This is a genomic window from Serratia sp. BNK-10 (assembly GCF_047456065.1).
GTDB classification, from domain to species: domain Bacteria; phylum Pseudomonadota; class Gammaproteobacteria; order Enterobacterales; family Enterobacteriaceae; genus Serratia; species Serratia ureilytica.
Genome location: NZ_CP179894.1, coordinates 275955 through 290160, shown reverse-complemented (window position 1 = coordinate 290160; position 14206 = coordinate 275955). Strand labels below are relative to the sequence as shown.

Genomic DNA, 14206 nt, shown 5'->3' with positions numbered 1-14206 from the left:
CTCCTTTAAACAATGCCGGTCAGGTAGAACACGCCAATCACAAACAGCACCGCGGCGCTTTTGATCAGGGTGATGGCGAAAATGCCGCCATAGGCCTGCCGGTGGCTAAGGCCGGTGATCGCCAGCAGGGTGATCACCGCGCCGTTGTGCGGCAAGGTGTCCATGCCGCCGCTGGCCATCGAGGCCACCCGGTGCAGCACCTCCAGCGGAATGTGTGCCGCATGGGCGGCGGCGATAAAGCTGTCGGACATCGCCGCCAGCGCGATGCTCATGCCGCCGGAGGCCGACCCGGTGATGCCGGCCAGCAGGGTGACGCTGATCGCTTCGTTCAGCAGCGGATTGGGGATCGCCGACAGCGCCTGCGACAGCACCAAAAAGCCCGGCAGCGCGGCGATCACCGCGCCGAAGCCGTATTCGGAGGCGGTGTTCATCGCCGCCAGAATTGCGCCGCCGACCGCCGTCTTGCTGCCTTCCGCCAGCCGCCCGCGAATATTGCGAAAGCCGAACGCCACCACCAGCAGAATACCCGACACCAGCGCCGCTTCCACCGCCCAGATGGCGGTGATCTTCGCCACATCGGTGGTGATGGGCTTGGCCAGCCCCGGCAGCGTCAGCTCGTGGCTGGCGCCGTACCACTGCGGGATCCAATGGGTGAAGCCAAGGTTGAATACCCCGACCAAAATCAGCGGCAGGATGGCGATCAGCGGGTTCGGCAGGTTGATGTCGTCCGGGGTTTCCGGCTCGTTCAGCAGATCGCTGCCGTACCCCTCCCCCTTCAGCTGCGCCTTGCGCCGCTGGCGTTCAAGATACAGCAAACCGACCGCGATGATGAACAGCGAGCCGATCAGCCCCAGCCAGGGCGCGGCCCAGGCGTTGGTGCCGAAGAAGCTGGTCGGGATGATGTTTTGGATCTGCGGCGTGCCGGGCAAGGCGTCCATGGTGAAGGAAAAGGCACCGAGCGCCACGGTGGCCGGGATCAGCCGCTTGGGGATGCCGCTCTGGCGGAACAGCTCGGCGGCGAACGGATAAACCGCGAACGCCACCACGAACAGCGATACCCCGCCGTAGGTCAGCAGCGCGCACACCAGCACGATCACCGGAATGGCGTGACGCCGGCCGAGAATGCGGATCGCCGCCGCGACGATCGAACGGGAGAAGCCGGACAGCTCGATCAGCTTGCCGAATACCGCCCCCAGCAGGAACACCGGGAAGTAGAGCTTCACGAAGCCGACCATCTTCTCCATAAACAGCCCGGTGAAGGTCGGCGCCACCGCGCCGGGGTCGGTCAACAGCACCGCGCCCAGCGCGGCTATCGGGGCGAACAAAATCACGCTGTAGCCGCGGTAGGCGGCCAGCATCAGTAATCCCAGTGCTGCCAGGGCAATCAAAACGCTCATCAGGCACCTCGCTATCGTTGTTATTGTCAGGTACGGCGTGCGAAATTACGGTTTCAGCGCAAAGCGCAGCTGATGCGCCCGTCGCCGTTGAATGCGTTCCCTGCGCGCTTCATCCCAAAGATAAAATCCCCGGCCGCTGCGCTGGCCGATATCGCCGCGCTGCAGCCGCTGTTCCACCAGCGCCATCATCTCGTCGCCGGTCGCCAGCTCCGGGAACAGGTGGCGGGCGATGTCCGCCACCGTCCCCAGCCCGGTCATGTCGGCGGCCTCCAGCGGGCCGACCATGGCGTAGCGCCGCCCCAGCGAGGCGCGCATCACCTGATCCACCACCTCGGCGCTGGCGATGCCGCTGTGGACGATGTGCAGCGCCTCACGCAGCACCGCAAACTGCAGCCGGTTGCCGACAAACCCCGGCGCGGCGCGTTCCAGCATCACCGCCTCCAGCGCCATCTCGCCGAGCAGCGCCTGCACCGCCGCCAGATGGTGCGGCTCGGTGGCGCTGCCGGGCACGATCTCCACCAGCGGGATCAGGTGCGGCGGGTGCCAAAAGTGGGCGATCAGCAGCCGCTGCGGATGGGTCATGCGCGCCGCCAGCTCGTCCGGCGGCAAGCCGCTGGTGTTGCTGGCAATCACCGCGTCGTCAGCGATCAGCCCTTCCAACTGCTCATACAGCGCGTGCTTCAGCTCGAGCCGTTCCGGGATCGCCTCGATAAGCAGCCGGGCGTGCGCTACCGCGTTCAGATCGCCGGTCACGCGCAGCCGCGCCAGCGAAGCTTCGCGTTCGTCGCGATCAAACTGCCCGACATCGCTCAGCTCGGCCAGAATGCCGCTCGCCACTGCCGGCGCTTCCACCCGGCGCTGCGGATCCGGTTCATACAGCAACACCTCATGGCCGTGGTGAATAAAGTGGGTGGCGATGCCCACCCCCATCAGCCCGGCGCCCAGTACCGCATAGTCAGATGACTGCATCGTGCCTTCCTCGGTTGTTTACGGGCGCTCTACCGCCAGCGCCACGCCCTGCCCGCCGCCGATGCACAGCATCGCCAGCCCCTTGTTCACCTCGCGGCGCTGCATTTCGTACAGCAGCGACACCAAAATGCGGCAGCCGGACGCGCCGATCGGATGCCCCAGCGCGATCGCTCCGCCGTTGACGTTCACCCGCTCCGCCTCCCAGCCCAGTTCTTTGCCCACCGCCAGCGCCTGCGCGGCGAAGGCTTCGTTGGCTTCGATCAGATCGACCTCCTCCAGCCGCCAACCGGCTTTTTCCAGGCAGCGGCGCGCGGCCGGCGCCGGGCCGATGCCCATGATCGCCGGATCGACGCCCGACGAGGCGTAACCGGCGATGCGCGCCAGCACCGGCAAACGCAGCGCGGCGGCTTTTTCCGCGCTCATCAGCAGCACCACGGCGGCGCCGTCGTTGAGCGACGAGGCATTGCCGGCGGTCACCGTCCCCTCTTTGCGAAACGCCGGGCGCAGCCGCGCCAGCGCCTCCAGGCTGGTGTCGCGCGGCTGTTGGTCGCGCTCTACCCGCAGCGCTTCGCCCTTCGGCTGCGGCACCGTCACCGGCGTGATCTCCTGCGCGAAACGCCCGGCCTGCTGCGCCGCCTGCGCCTTCTGCTGCGAGCGCAGCGCGAACCTGTCTTGTTCTTCTCTGCTGATGGCGTATTTCTCCGCCAGGTTCTCGGCGGTGATGCCCATGTGGTAGTCGTTGAACGCGTCCCACAGGCCATCGTGGATCACGCTGTCCACCATCTGCGCGTGACCGAGGCGCAGGCCGGCGCGCGCGCCGGCCATCAGGTAAGGCGACTGGCTCATGCTCTCCTGGCCGCCGGCGATCACCGCGTCGGCGTCGCCGCTGCGGATCGCCTGCACCGCCAGATGCACCGCCTTCAAACCGGAGCCGCACACCTTGTTGATGGTCAGCGCCGGCGTCGTCACGGGCAGCCCGGCATTCAGCGCGGTCTGGCGCGCCGGATTCTGCCCGCAGCCGGCGGTCAGCACCTGGCCGAGGATCACTTCATCGATCTGCTGCGGCGCCACGCCGCTTTGCGCCAGCAGCCCCTGCACTGCCGCCGTACCCAGTTCCACCGCCGTCAGCGGCGCCAGCGCGCCGTGAAAACTGCCGACCGGCGTGCGCGTCGCCGCCACAATCACCACTTCACGTTGTTGCACATTCACCTCCCGTTTCAGAAACGCATTTCCGGCACATGCTCCGGCACGATCAGCCGGCCGGCGGTTTTGGCGACAATCTCCGCCACGCTGACGCCCGGCGCGCGTTCGCGCAGCACGAAGGCGCCGTCTTCAATTTCCAGATAGGCCAGATCGGTCAATACCTTGCGGATGCAGTTGGCACCGGTCAGCGGCAGCGTGCAGCGCGGCAGCAACTTGGACTCGCCGCCCTTCGCTGCGTGGGTCATCACCACGATGATGTTCTCCGCCCCCGCCACCAGATCCATCGCGCCGCCCATGCCCTTGACCATCTTGCCGGGGATCATCCACGAGGCGATGTTGCCCTCGACGTCCACTTCAAACGCCCCCAGCACGGTCAGATCGACATGGCCGCCGCGGATCATGGCGAACGACTGCGCCGAATCGAAGATCGACGCGCCGAGGCGCGCGGTGACCGTCTGCTTGCCGGCGTTGATCATGTCGGCGTCCAGCTGTTGCTCGGTCGGGAACTCGCCCATCCCCAGCAGGCCGTTTTCCGACTGCAGCATCACGTCCATGCCCGCCGGCACGTAGTTGGCCACCAACGTCGGGATGCCGATGCCCAGATTGACGTAGTAACCGTCCCTCAGCTCTTGCGCCACGCGCTGCGCCATTTGTTCACGGGTAAGCATGCGAATTCTCCTTATGCCCGCAGGGTGCGTTGTTCGATACGCTTTTCGAATGTGCCCTGGATCAGCCGATCGACATAGATGCCGGGGGTGTGGATCGCCGCCGGATCCAGCTCGCCCGGCGCGACGATCTCTTCCACTTCCACCACCGTGATGCGCCCGGCGGTCGCCATCAGCGGATTGAAGTTCTGCGCGGTGTGGCGGTAGATGACGTTGCCGAAGTGATCGGCCTTCCAGCCTTTCACGATGGCGAAATCGCCGGTGATGGCGGTTTCCATGATGTAGGGGCGGCCGTTGAACTCGCGCACCTCTTTGCCTTCGGCGATCGGCGTGCCGTAACCGGTGGCAGTGAAGAATGCCGGGATGCCGGCGCCGCCGGCGCGGATCTTCTCCGCCAGCGTGCCCTGCGGCGTGAGATCCACCTCCAGCTCGCCGCTGAGCGCCTGCTGTTCGAACAGCGCGTTTTCGCCGACGTAAGATCCCACCACCTTGCGGATCTGATGGGTTTCCAGCAGCCGCCCGAGGCCGAACCCGTCGACGCCGCAGTTGTTGGAAACCACCGTCAACCCGCGCACGCCACGCCGGCGGATCTCTTCGATCAGATTCTCCGGGATGCCGCACAGGCCAAAGCCGCCCGCCAGCACCGTCATGTTGTCCGTCAGGCCTGCCAGCGCTTCCTGGTAGCTGCCGACGCGTTTGTCGAGCCCTGCCATATCGTTGCCCCTGCATGTTGCGGCGCAGGGCGAAATGCCCTGGCTTGCGTGAGGGCATCTTCAGATCACAAAAATGATTTGTTAATTTTGTTTTTATGCCGCATTCATTTAGAATTTTTATTAATCAACCGTTAACCGAAAATTAACAAAGAGTTAACGCCAACCAAAATGAAAATGAGCATCAAACAGTTACGCGCGTTTTTAGCGGTAGCTCACACTCTGAATTTCGCCCAGGCCAGCGAGCGGCTGAATATTTCTCAGCCGGCGCTCAGCCTGGCGATCCGTGGGCTGGAAGACGCGCTGGGCGGGCCGCTGTTGCTGCGCACCACCCGCCGGGTGACGCTGACGCCGGAAGGAGAAACCTTCTTCCCGATGGCGCGCCAGCTGCTGGCGGATTGGGATAACGCGGAAGAGGCGATGCGTCAGCGCTTCACCCTGCAGATGGGCAAGGTGGCGATCGCCGCCATGCCGTCGTTCGCCGGCAACCCGCTGCCGCCGATCCTCAAGGCGTTTCGCGATCGCTATGCCGGCATCAACGTGGCGGTGCACGACGTCATCAACGAACAGGTGTTTGAAATGATCCGCGAAGGCCGGGTGGAGATGGGCATCGCCTTCGAGCCGGAGCCGAGCGACACCCTGCACTTCACCCCGCTGTGCCGCGATCGCTTTCTGGCGGTGGTGCCGAAGGATTCGGCGCTGGCGCGCAAGGCGCAGGTGAGCTGGAAGGAGCTGCTGACGCTGGATTTCATCACCCTCCAGCGGCCATCGGCGGTGCGGCTGCTGCTGGAGCAGGAACTGGCCCGCAGCGGGCGAACGCTGGAGGTGGCGTTTGAGAGCCACCAGCTGGTGACGGTCGGGCGCATGGTGGCCAACGGCCTCGGCGCCAGCGCGGTGCCGGCGCTGTGCGAGCAACAGATGGATGAGCTGGGGGCGGTCTGCGTGCCGCTGATCGGCCCGATTATCGAACGGCGCGTGGGCCTGATCCGCCTGGCGCAGCACCAACTCTCTTCCGCCGCGCAGGCGCTGGCGACGGTGATCGAACGGGAGATGGCGGGGAGTGGCGGGCAGCCTGCGCTTAAACCGTAAACCCGACGTGCTTGCCGTCCGGCAGTTCAATGTCCAGGCGCAGCGTGCCGCCCATCGCTTCCACGTAGCCACCAACTACAGCGGCATTAAAACGTTATGAATGGGTATTGCGAGCTTTCCTGAACAATCCAAAGAACCGGAACACCTTGCTATGACAAAACTTTATCTCTCTTTACTGTGCGCACTGCTACTGAACGGCTGCCAATCCACTCAGCCCTGGTACCATCCGTTGGATGTCTCGCTCAAAGACAACCAACCTTGCTTTGCCGTGCCTATCAACAGCGTTCGCAGCGGTGACAGCCTGCAAAACCGGGGGGTGATCGTCTCACGACAGGAACAACAGCAATGGCATATCGTCTGGGCCTCACCAGAAGTCACTCCGTTGCCCGACCTGAAACCGGGACAATGCGCCACTTATCCGCAGGTAAACTGGGCTGCGGGAGAATACTCGGTCTTGCTCGGCGTCTCGATGAATAACGACACGAAAAGGCGTAAATACATGAGAACCTTTACTTTAAGCATCGAGCGTAATGGAAAGGCACAATTACATAGCAATCATTAAGCTACCCATCATTGCATTTTCAGATGATTCTCCGATCGAGAGCGTGAGCCAGAACCTGTTACCACCCTGTAGAAAATGTTAAGTTTCCTAAAAATAAGGAGGCTTTTCGACATGGAACAGAAGTCCAGCAGCATCGCACCGGGCTATTGCATCGCCCAACAAACCGGCCCGCTCGCCTTCCACGCCAACTATCTGTTCGGTGGCAAGCCATCGGAAGCGGCACGCTTTTTTATGCAGCTCAATGCCGATACGCCGCTGGTTCAACCGGGGCAAATGCTGATCGTCGCCGATCCGCGCAATCATAACCAATCTACGCAGATCGCCGCCCTGATGCAGGCCAAGAGCCGCACCAGCAAAGCGGTGAAAGCCGGTGACAGCGATTTCTCCACCTTCTTGCACCGCAATTACGCCGCTATCGCCGCCTTCACCAGCTATGGGGAAACGGTCGTCGGGCTGGCTTCGGATGCCGGAGAACGCTACTTCAGCCAGATCAAAAATATCCTGGTCGAGATTGAAAAAACCTACCAAAATCAGTTCCGCACGAGTGGCGCGTTGATTGGCACCCAGTTTCAGGTGGAACGAGCGCGGCTGTTCGGTACATTAAAACCGTTACTGAATCGCCTTACTCGTGCTCAACTCAATATGAAAGAGTATGCGCAAATCAAACACGCGCTGGGGCTCTCCAGTAAATCGCTGGTGCATGAATGGAGCACCGCCGGCGTCGGCGCCATCAAGGGTTATTCGAACTACGTCGACAGCGCCAGCCGGGCGGCCAAGTTTATGAAAGCCGGCGGCTGGATCGGCATCGGATTGAGTGGGCTGAATACCACCAACGACGTCTACAACGCCTGCACCACCGGTCGCGAACAGGAGTGCGCCAAGATCGCGGTGAAGGGATACAGTCATTTTGCGGCAAGTACTGCGGCGGGGATTTGGGGGGGTGAAGGCGGTGCGATGTTAGCAATGACGGCTTGTAGTATCGTCTTAGGCGCCTCCACGTTTGGTACCGGTATTTTAGCTTGTGGTATAGCAGGCGCTGCTCTGGGTGGCGCAGCTGGCAGTTGGGGTGGCGGTGCAGCCGCCGACAGCATTACTGGTTTCATTTTTGGTGAATAATGAAAATCGCTATCGTCCTGTTCTTCACTCTGACATTGATTAGCGCCCTGGTGCAATACCTTTACTATCGGCGCTATAAAGACGAATTTTCTGAATTCTATCAACGTTATGTGCAAAGCGCCCATCCCTTGCCTCCATTCGTCATCTTCGCGGATAACCTTGGTTTGCTCGGTGTGTCTATCAAAGCACAATGGTTCCGTTGGGTATTGAATGGCAGAAAAATAAAGATAGGGAAAAACGCTTTTCTGAGCCCTAAAACCTACGAATTCGTGAATGAAAACACATCTCAACATCTGAAGAGCTGGATTCGAAAAGACTTCATCTTAAGCGTGCTGAAAATGGGGTGTTTGGCGTTGATGTGTATCTTTGCTTTTTTGAGTAAGGCATAACGCCCCTTGAACCTTAGCCGGGGGCTTATGAAAACAGCATCACTTATTGCAGCCGTGCTGCTCTTAGTTTGTTGGCTTGCTCAATATATTTACTCTCGTCGCTATAAACGCGAGTTTGATGTTTTTATCAACGCTATACCCAACAGGGCCACTTTGTCCCTGCTCACGTCGCAATTGCCGATGGCCTTGGCTCTTTAGGTACTTCCATCAAAGTCTAATGGTTCAGATGGATCCTTTGCGGCAAGAAAATCAAGGTGAAGAAAAACCAATATCTTCCCGCCAAGACCTATGAATTTGTTCGTCTTTCATCATCTGAACGCTTGCAGACCTGGATGAAAAACAACGGCACGCTTTTGGCGCTGGAAGGCGTGCTCTTCATCATGGCATTGATCTTTATGATGATAGCGAGAATATCGTGATTCAGGCTACTCAATGAAAACCCTTGTCATATTATGCTTAACGCTGCTGGTTTTAAGCGCCTTCATTCAGTTCATTGGCTACCGGCGCCATAAAAAAGAGTTTGACGCGTTCTATCAGCGTTACGCCGGCAGCGGACATTTTATTCCGCCCTACGTCGCCTTTGCCGACGGCCTCGGTATGCTAGGTACCTCATTGAAGGCACAGTGGTTTCTTTGGATCCTGAAGAGGAAAAAAATCAAGATTAGGGATCAGGTTTGGCTCGATGCGAAAACCTACGATTTCGTGCAAAAAACCGCCTCTCCTGAGCTACAAAAGTGGCTGGCGATGGATTTTATACTCTTGCTCATAGAGGCCATTATTATCACCGTGGGTTATATTTTTATTTATCTCATCAAACATCAAGGTTGAGCAGACGCGTTGCTCCCCTCCACCGCCTGCACCGCCGCCTTCTGTGTGGCGCGCTGATATAAGCACAGCTCCCTGCCCGGCTGGTTTTTCATAAACGGCTGCGGGTAGCGCCCGCCGATAAACAGCGCCGAATAGCCGACGTCATCACCGTAGTGAATAATCTCCCCTTCCACCCTGGCGTTTTTTAGCCCGCTGGCTTTCAGGCAGGCGGCGCGCATCGCCCGTTCGCTCTCGGCCCACGCCTGTGGGGAAGACGCGGTGGCGTGGAACGCGGCCAGCGCGGCGATAAGCAGCCCTATTCTCTTCATCGTTATCTCTCCTTCTACGGCCCGTCTCGCCAGTATAGACCGTGCCGCCCCGGCCAACCCGCCGCGCTCTTTACGGCATTTTTATTCCGCGCCCCGTTAACGTTACGGCGTTTTTACAGACAGTTTTTGCCGCCGCAGATACCCTTTTCACATCGCCGCTATGGCCTCACAAGAGAGTTGTCTCATGCGTTTATCCCTGCCTTTGGCCGTGACCGGTCTTCGTTCTGGAGCGCGCCATGCATTCTAATATTATCGGGTTCAATCCTCTGCTGGCGGAGCTGCCCGCATCGCCGACGCGCACCTTCCGCAAAGAGCTGGAACACTACCTGCAGCGCTATCCGGATACCGAACAGCTGGATATTTATCTGCACGATCTGAACGGCCAGCTGCGCGGCAAGCGCCTGCCGATCGCCGAAGCCTTTGGCCTGGAAAAAGGCTGCTACTTCCCGCTGTCGATCTACGCCCTGGATCTGCACGGCCGGGTGATTGAAGAAAGCGGGCTGGGGCAACGGGCGGGCGAGCCGGATCGGCTGTGCCTGCCGGTGCCCGGCACGCTGCGCCCCTGCGCGCGCGATCCCGAACGCCACGCCCAGCTGCTGCTGACGATGCAAAACGCCGACGGCGACGCCTGCGAGCTGGAGCCGCGTGTGGTGCTGCAACGGGTGCTGAAGCGCCTGCACGAGCGCAACTGCTTCCCGGTGGTGGCGGCCGAACTGGAGTTCTACCTGCAGGATCCGCAGCGCCCCGCCGAGGCGGAAGCCTGCCCGACGCAGAGCTTCGCGGTGGATGCGCCCGAGCGCCACCATGCGCTGCTGAGCGACATCGAACGGCACGCGCGGCTGCAAAGCCTGCCGCTGACCGGCGTGGTGGCCGAAGCCGCTTCCGGCCAGTACGAGCTGAACCTGCATCACAGCCGGCGCGTGCTGGAAGCCTGCGACCAGATCATGGCGCTGAAGCGCCTGACGCGGCAGATTGCCGAGCAACATCACCAGCACGCCTGCTTTATGGCCAAGCCCTGCGCCCATGCCGCCGGCAGCGGGCTGCATTTTCACATCAGCCTGCAGAACGAGCACGGCGAGAACCTGCTGACCGGCGCGCCGGGCGAACTGAGCGACAACATGCAGCAGGCGATGGCGGGCATGCTGGCGCTGATGCCGGCGTCGATGGCGATCCTGGCGCCCAACATCAACGCGTTTCGCCGCTTCCGCCCCGGCATGCACGTGCCGCTGCGCGCCTCCTGGGGCCACAACAATCGCACGGTGGCGCTGCGCCTGCCCTGCGCCGACAGCGCCAACCAGCGCATCGAATACCGCCTGGCCGGCGCCGACGCCAACCCCTATCTGGCGCTGGCGGTGATGCTCGGCGGCCTGCTGCACGGGCTGGAACACCCGCTGCCGCTGCCGCCCGCCGCCAACGGCTGCGAGAGCGACAACGCCGCGCCCTTGCCGCTCGGCCAGCAGGAGGCGCTGGCGCTGTTCCGCCACAGCGATCCGCTGCGCGAACTGCTCGGCCCGGCGTTCTGCACCCTGTGGCACACCTGCAAAAGCGCCGAACTGCGCCGCTTCGAGGAACAGGTCACCGCCGCCGAACTCGGCTGGATGCTGTAACCGCCCACTGATTCGTTAACTTAAGGATAATCATGAATATGCAACCGCAACGGGCGCCCGCACAGCCGCTGCTCTGCTGGCGCAAAGGCGTTTTTCATATCAGCACCGATCGGCAGTTGTTGGATATCGACGCGATCCAGCGTTTTCTCAGCCTGCCGGATCGAGCGGCGGCGGAGCGCCTGGCGCGCCACGGCCTGTGCTTCGGCCTGTATCGCAAACGCCACCAGCTCGGCTTCGCCCGCATGGTGACCGATTACGCCACCTTCGCCTCGGTGAGCGAACTGTTCGTCAGCGCCGAATACCGCGGCGTCGGGCTGGGAAGCTGGCTGACGCGCTGCTGCCTGGCGCATCCGGCATTGCGCGGCCTGCGCGTCACGCTGCCCGCGCTGCAAGCGCCCTGGCGCGCCGACTGCGCGGCACACGCCCCGCGCGCCCTTCACTGATAAGGAGACCCCCATGTCTCGTTTGGTGCTGATTTCCAACAAGCAGTGCGACGGCAAGGATCTGGCCTGCGCCGGCCGGACGCTGGCGGCCGACGCAGAACCGGGGCTGTGGCTCGGCTGGAACGGCGACGTGCAGAATTTCGCGCAGCGCCCGATCCACTGCCGTCAAGACGCCGGTTACGATCAGGTGACCTTCCCGCTGTCGATCGAAGAGTTCCGCCGCCACTATCAGGGCTACTACCACGACGGCCTGTGGCCGGTGTTCCACAACCAGCCGGAGAAGGCGCACTTCACGCCGGAAAACTACCGCGCCTACCGGCAGCTGAATCGCCGTTTCGCCGATATCGCCTGCGAACACCTGTGCCCGGGCGACATCGTCTGCATCGACGATTACCAACTGCTGCCCTGCGCCCAGGCGCTGAAGGAACAGGGGCTACTGAACGACTGCGCGTTCTTTTTCCATCTGCCGTTCCCGTCGGCGGCGCTACTGCGGCGCATCCCGGAACATCGCCAGCTGCTCGCTTCGCTGCTGTTCTACGATCTGATCGGCTTTACCACCACCGACGATCGCAACGCCTTTCTCAACTGCCTGGCGGCCGAGTTTCCGCTGGAGATGCTGCCCGACGACCAGATCCAGGCCAACGGGCATATTTTCGCCACCGTCATTTTCCCCGCCGGCATCAACGGCAGGCAGGTTTATTAATGTTACGGCGCGCGGTATTCAGGCGCGCCGTTTTATTTCGCCGCGATTTATTTTCACCGCATTTACCGCCATCAAAATAGGTTATTTTATTTTCTGAATATAGCGATTAAAAAATGAATATTCATCCTGTTACATATCAACCGTAAAAACCGCGCGCCGCCAATTGCTTTTTATTAGCAAAACACATTACCCTCTCCGTGCCATATTTAAACCGAGGAGGGCCCTATGGGCGATGAAAGTTTTAGTTTTACGCTAATGCTATTGGGCACCTTTCAGTAATGCCATCCACGTTGCATTCTGAAAGACACGGAATGCGGCAACCGCTCCCCTTCTGACGGCCTTTCCCGCTCTGCCTGCCCGCCCATCGCCTCGCTGCGAAAATAACGTTTGTCTCAACCGCTGTGGCGGTATTTATCTGATGTCGCCGGGCCTATTACCCGAGCGCCGACGGATTTCTTATGGGAAAAATAAGGTATTGCGTTATGCAAAATAACCGGGGTACATCTGTTTTCAGAAAGTCTTATTTAAATGACTTTATCGTTATCGCCATCGGCGTTTTCTTCATTGCCTTTTTTATTCGCGCGTGGGGCGACATGCACGGCGACTTCAATGAACAAAACGTCTCTGCCATTAGTCTCGATGCCTGGAACCTGCTTTATTATTCGCTCAGAACCAGCATGCGTTTTCTCCTCGGCATGGCCTGGTCGCTGCTGTTTTCTGTGGTGTTCGCCGTGCTGGCCGCGCGCTATGCGCCGCTGCGCCGGGTGATCCTGCCCTTCGTCAACTTTATGGAGTCGGTGCCGCTGGTGGGGTTCCTGACCTTCACGACCGTGTACTTTCTCAACCTCTACCCACACAGCGTGATGGGGCTGGAGTGCACCGCCATCTTCGCGGTGTTTACCGGCCAGGCCTGGAACATGATGCTGACGCTGTATCAGACGCTGCGCATCGTGCCCAAGGAGCTGGACGAAGCCGCCCGCAGCTTCAATTACAACCCGTGGCAACGCTTCTGGCGGCTGGAATTCATCTATTCGGTGCCGGGCCTGCTGTGGAACGCCATGGTGTCGCAATCCGCCGCCTGGTTCGCCCTGGTGGCCTCCGAAGCCATTCCGGTCGGCGATCGCTCGGTCGAACTGCCCGGCGTCGGCTCCTATATCGCCGAAGCGCTGGCGCAGCAGAACGTGCCGGCGATCCTGTATGCGATCGTCGCGCTGGCCGCCAACATCGTGCTGCTCGATCAGCTGGTTTTCCGCCCGCTGGTGCGTTACACCGCCCGCTTCAAATACGAAGACGTTACCGCCAATCGGGCGCTCGGCAATCCGTGGTTCTACAACAGTCTGGCCTTTTCGCACGTCGGCGCGGCGCTCGGCCGCACGCTGCGCGCGCTGGCTGATCTGTGGCTGTTCAAGCTGCCGCGGCTGTGGTACGCCCTCGGCCTGCACCGCCTGTTTCGCCTCGCCGCCAAAGGCAATTGGCTGTGGCGCAGCCTGTGGTATCTCGGCGTGGTGCTGGCCTGCGTCTGGTTCGGTTACCGGCTGTGGGAATACTTCCCCAAACAGTACTTCGCCATGCTGCCGGAGTGGATGCTGCTCACCACCGCGCGCGTGGCCGCGGCCATGCTGCTCAGCGTGGCGATCTTCACGCCGCTGGGGGTGTGGATCGGCCTGAATCCGCGCCTGGTGAAGATCTTCCAGCCGATCATCCAGATCCTGGCGGCCATTCCGCCCAACATTTTCTACCCGCTGATCGCCGCCTTCATCGCCATTTATCATCAGGATCTCGGCTGGTGGGCCATTCCGATGATCATGCTGGGCACCCAGTGGTACGTGTTGTTCAACGTGATCGCCGGCGTTTCCGCCATTCCGACGCAGATCACCGAGGTCAGCGAAACCTTCGGCCTGCGCCGTTTCCGCTGGTGGCGCTACTACATGCTGCCGGCGATCTTCCCCTACATCGTGACCGGCATCATCTCCGCCGCCGGCGGCGCCTGGAACAGCGCCATCGCCGCCGAAGTGATCCAGTGGGGCAGCACCACCCTCAGCGCCACCGGGCTGGGCGCGTTCATTTCCGTCGTCACCGACGCCGGCAAGAACCCGGAGTCCGCACTGGGCTGCGCCGCGATGTGCGCGCTGGTGGCGCTGTGCATCATCTTCGTCTGGCAACCGCTGTATCGCATCGCGGAAACCAAATTCAAATATGACTGATCAAGGGGGAACA

General features: G+C 61.2%; 16 protein-coding genes. 10 read left to right on the top strand and 6 right to left on the bottom strand.

What is annotated here, in order from left to right; genetic code table 11:
• Nucleotides 1–5: 5 nt before the first annotated feature.
• From ACMGG9_RS01370 to ACMGG9_RS01350, 5 genes are read right to left on the bottom strand one after another with little or no spacing between them, the layout of a single operon-like run.
• The gene (locus ACMGG9_RS01370) at nt 6–1400 is read right to left on the bottom strand and encodes a GntP family permease (protein ID WP_197761378.1); all 1395 of its coding nucleotides are present in this window, start codon (nt 1398–1400) and stop codon (nt 6–8) included.
• Between the two features lie 42 nt (nt 1401–1442).
• Entirely contained in the window at nt 1443–2366 is a 924-nt protein-coding gene (locus ACMGG9_RS01365; protein ID WP_414161865.1) for a 3-hydroxyacyl-CoA dehydrogenase family protein, read from the bottom strand.
• A gap of 18 nt (nt 2367–2384) precedes the next feature.
• On the bottom strand, nt 2385–3569 hold the full coding sequence (locus tag ACMGG9_RS01360) for an acetyl-CoA C-acetyltransferase (protein WP_414161864.1): 1185 nt from the start codon (nt 3567–3569) through the stop codon (nt 2385–2387).
• Nucleotides 3570–3583: 14 nt separating this feature from the next.
• Entirely contained in the window at nt 3584–4237 is a 654-nt protein-coding gene (locus ACMGG9_RS01355) for a CoA transferase subunit B (RefSeq protein WP_046688166.1), read from the bottom strand.
• A gap of 11 nt (nt 4238–4248) precedes the next feature.
• On the bottom strand, nt 4249–4947 hold the full coding sequence (locus ACMGG9_RS01350) for a CoA transferase subunit A (RefSeq protein ID WP_004933280.1): 699 nt from the start codon (nt 4945–4947) through the stop codon (nt 4249–4251).
• Between the two features lie 168 nt (nt 4948–5115).
• On the opposite strand from ACMGG9_RS01350, the gene ACMGG9_RS01345 reads away from it, so the two are divergent.
• The 6 genes from ACMGG9_RS01345 to ACMGG9_RS01320 all read left to right on the top strand — a co-directional run bounded on the left by ACMGG9_RS01345 (nt 5116) and on the right by ACMGG9_RS01320 (nt 8928).
• Nucleotides 5116–6033 carry a LysR family transcriptional regulator gene (locus tag ACMGG9_RS01345; protein ID WP_047572821.1) on the top strand — a complete coding sequence of 306 codons (918 nt, stop codon included), beginning with the start codon at nt 5116–5118 and terminating at the stop codon, nt 6031–6033.
• A 100-nt stretch (nt 6034–6133) separates the two neighbouring features.
• Nucleotides 6134–6595 (top strand): putative T6SS immunity periplasmic lipoprotein, encoded by a 462-nt coding sequence (locus ACMGG9_RS01340; RefSeq protein WP_414161863.1) that lies wholly within the window; start codon nt 6134–6136, stop codon nt 6593–6595.
• Nucleotides 6596–6706: 111 nt separating this feature from the next.
• Nucleotides 6707–7711, top strand: coding sequence for a hypothetical protein (locus tag ACMGG9_RS01335; RefSeq protein ID WP_072626665.1), 1005 nt, complete (start codon nt 6707–6709; stop codon nt 7709–7711).
• Nucleotides 7711–8100: a hypothetical protein gene (locus tag ACMGG9_RS01330; protein ID WP_072626664.1), complete on the top strand. Its 390-nt coding sequence runs from the start codon at nt 7711–7713 to the stop codon at nt 8098–8100. The genes ACMGG9_RS01335 and ACMGG9_RS01330 overlap by 1 nt, the downstream gene beginning before the upstream one ends.
• A 254-nt stretch (nt 8101–8354) precedes the next feature.
• Nucleotides 8355–8519 (top strand): hypothetical protein, encoded by a 165-nt coding sequence (locus ACMGG9_RS01325; protein ID WP_241517435.1) that lies wholly within the window; start codon nt 8355–8357, stop codon nt 8517–8519.
• Between the two features lie 13 nt (nt 8520–8532).
• Nucleotides 8533–8928, top strand: coding sequence for a hypothetical protein (locus tag ACMGG9_RS01320; RefSeq protein ID WP_072626663.1), 396 nt, complete (start codon nt 8533–8535; stop codon nt 8926–8928).
• Here the strand turns inward: ACMGG9_RS01320 and ACMGG9_RS01315 are convergent.
• Nucleotides 8919–9236, bottom strand: coding sequence for a hypothetical protein (locus ACMGG9_RS01315; RefSeq protein ID WP_033638833.1), 318 nt, complete (start codon nt 9234–9236; stop codon nt 8919–8921). The genes ACMGG9_RS01320 and ACMGG9_RS01315 overlap by 10 nt on opposite strands.
• Nucleotides 9237–9472: 236 nt before the next feature.
• Between ACMGG9_RS01315 and ACMGG9_RS01310 the strand changes: the two genes are divergently transcribed.
• From ACMGG9_RS01310 to ACMGG9_RS01295, 4 genes are all read left to right on the top strand, one after another.
• The gene (locus ACMGG9_RS01310) at nt 9473–10843 is read left to right on the top strand and encodes a glutamine synthetase family protein (protein WP_033641727.1); all 1371 of its coding nucleotides are present in this window, start codon (nt 9473–9475) and stop codon (nt 10841–10843) included.
• A 32-nt stretch (nt 10844–10875) separates the two neighbouring features.
• The gene (locus ACMGG9_RS01305; RefSeq protein ID WP_042783609.1) at nt 10876–11286 is read left to right on the top strand and encodes a GNAT family N-acetyltransferase; all 411 of its coding nucleotides are present in this window, start codon (nt 10876–10878) and stop codon (nt 11284–11286) included.
• A 13-nt stretch (nt 11287–11299) separates the two neighbouring features.
• Nucleotides 11300–11989, top strand: a complete 690-nt coding sequence (locus tag ACMGG9_RS01300) for a trehalose-6-phosphate synthase (RefSeq protein ID WP_414161862.1) — start codon at nt 11300–11302, stop codon at nt 11987–11989.
• Between the two features lie 482 nt (nt 11990–12471).
• A complete protein-coding gene (locus ACMGG9_RS01295; protein WP_033641724.1) occupies nt 12472–14193 on the top strand; it encodes an ABC transporter permease in 1722 nt (573 codons plus the stop codon).
• Nucleotides 14194–14206: the final 13 nt, after the last annotated feature.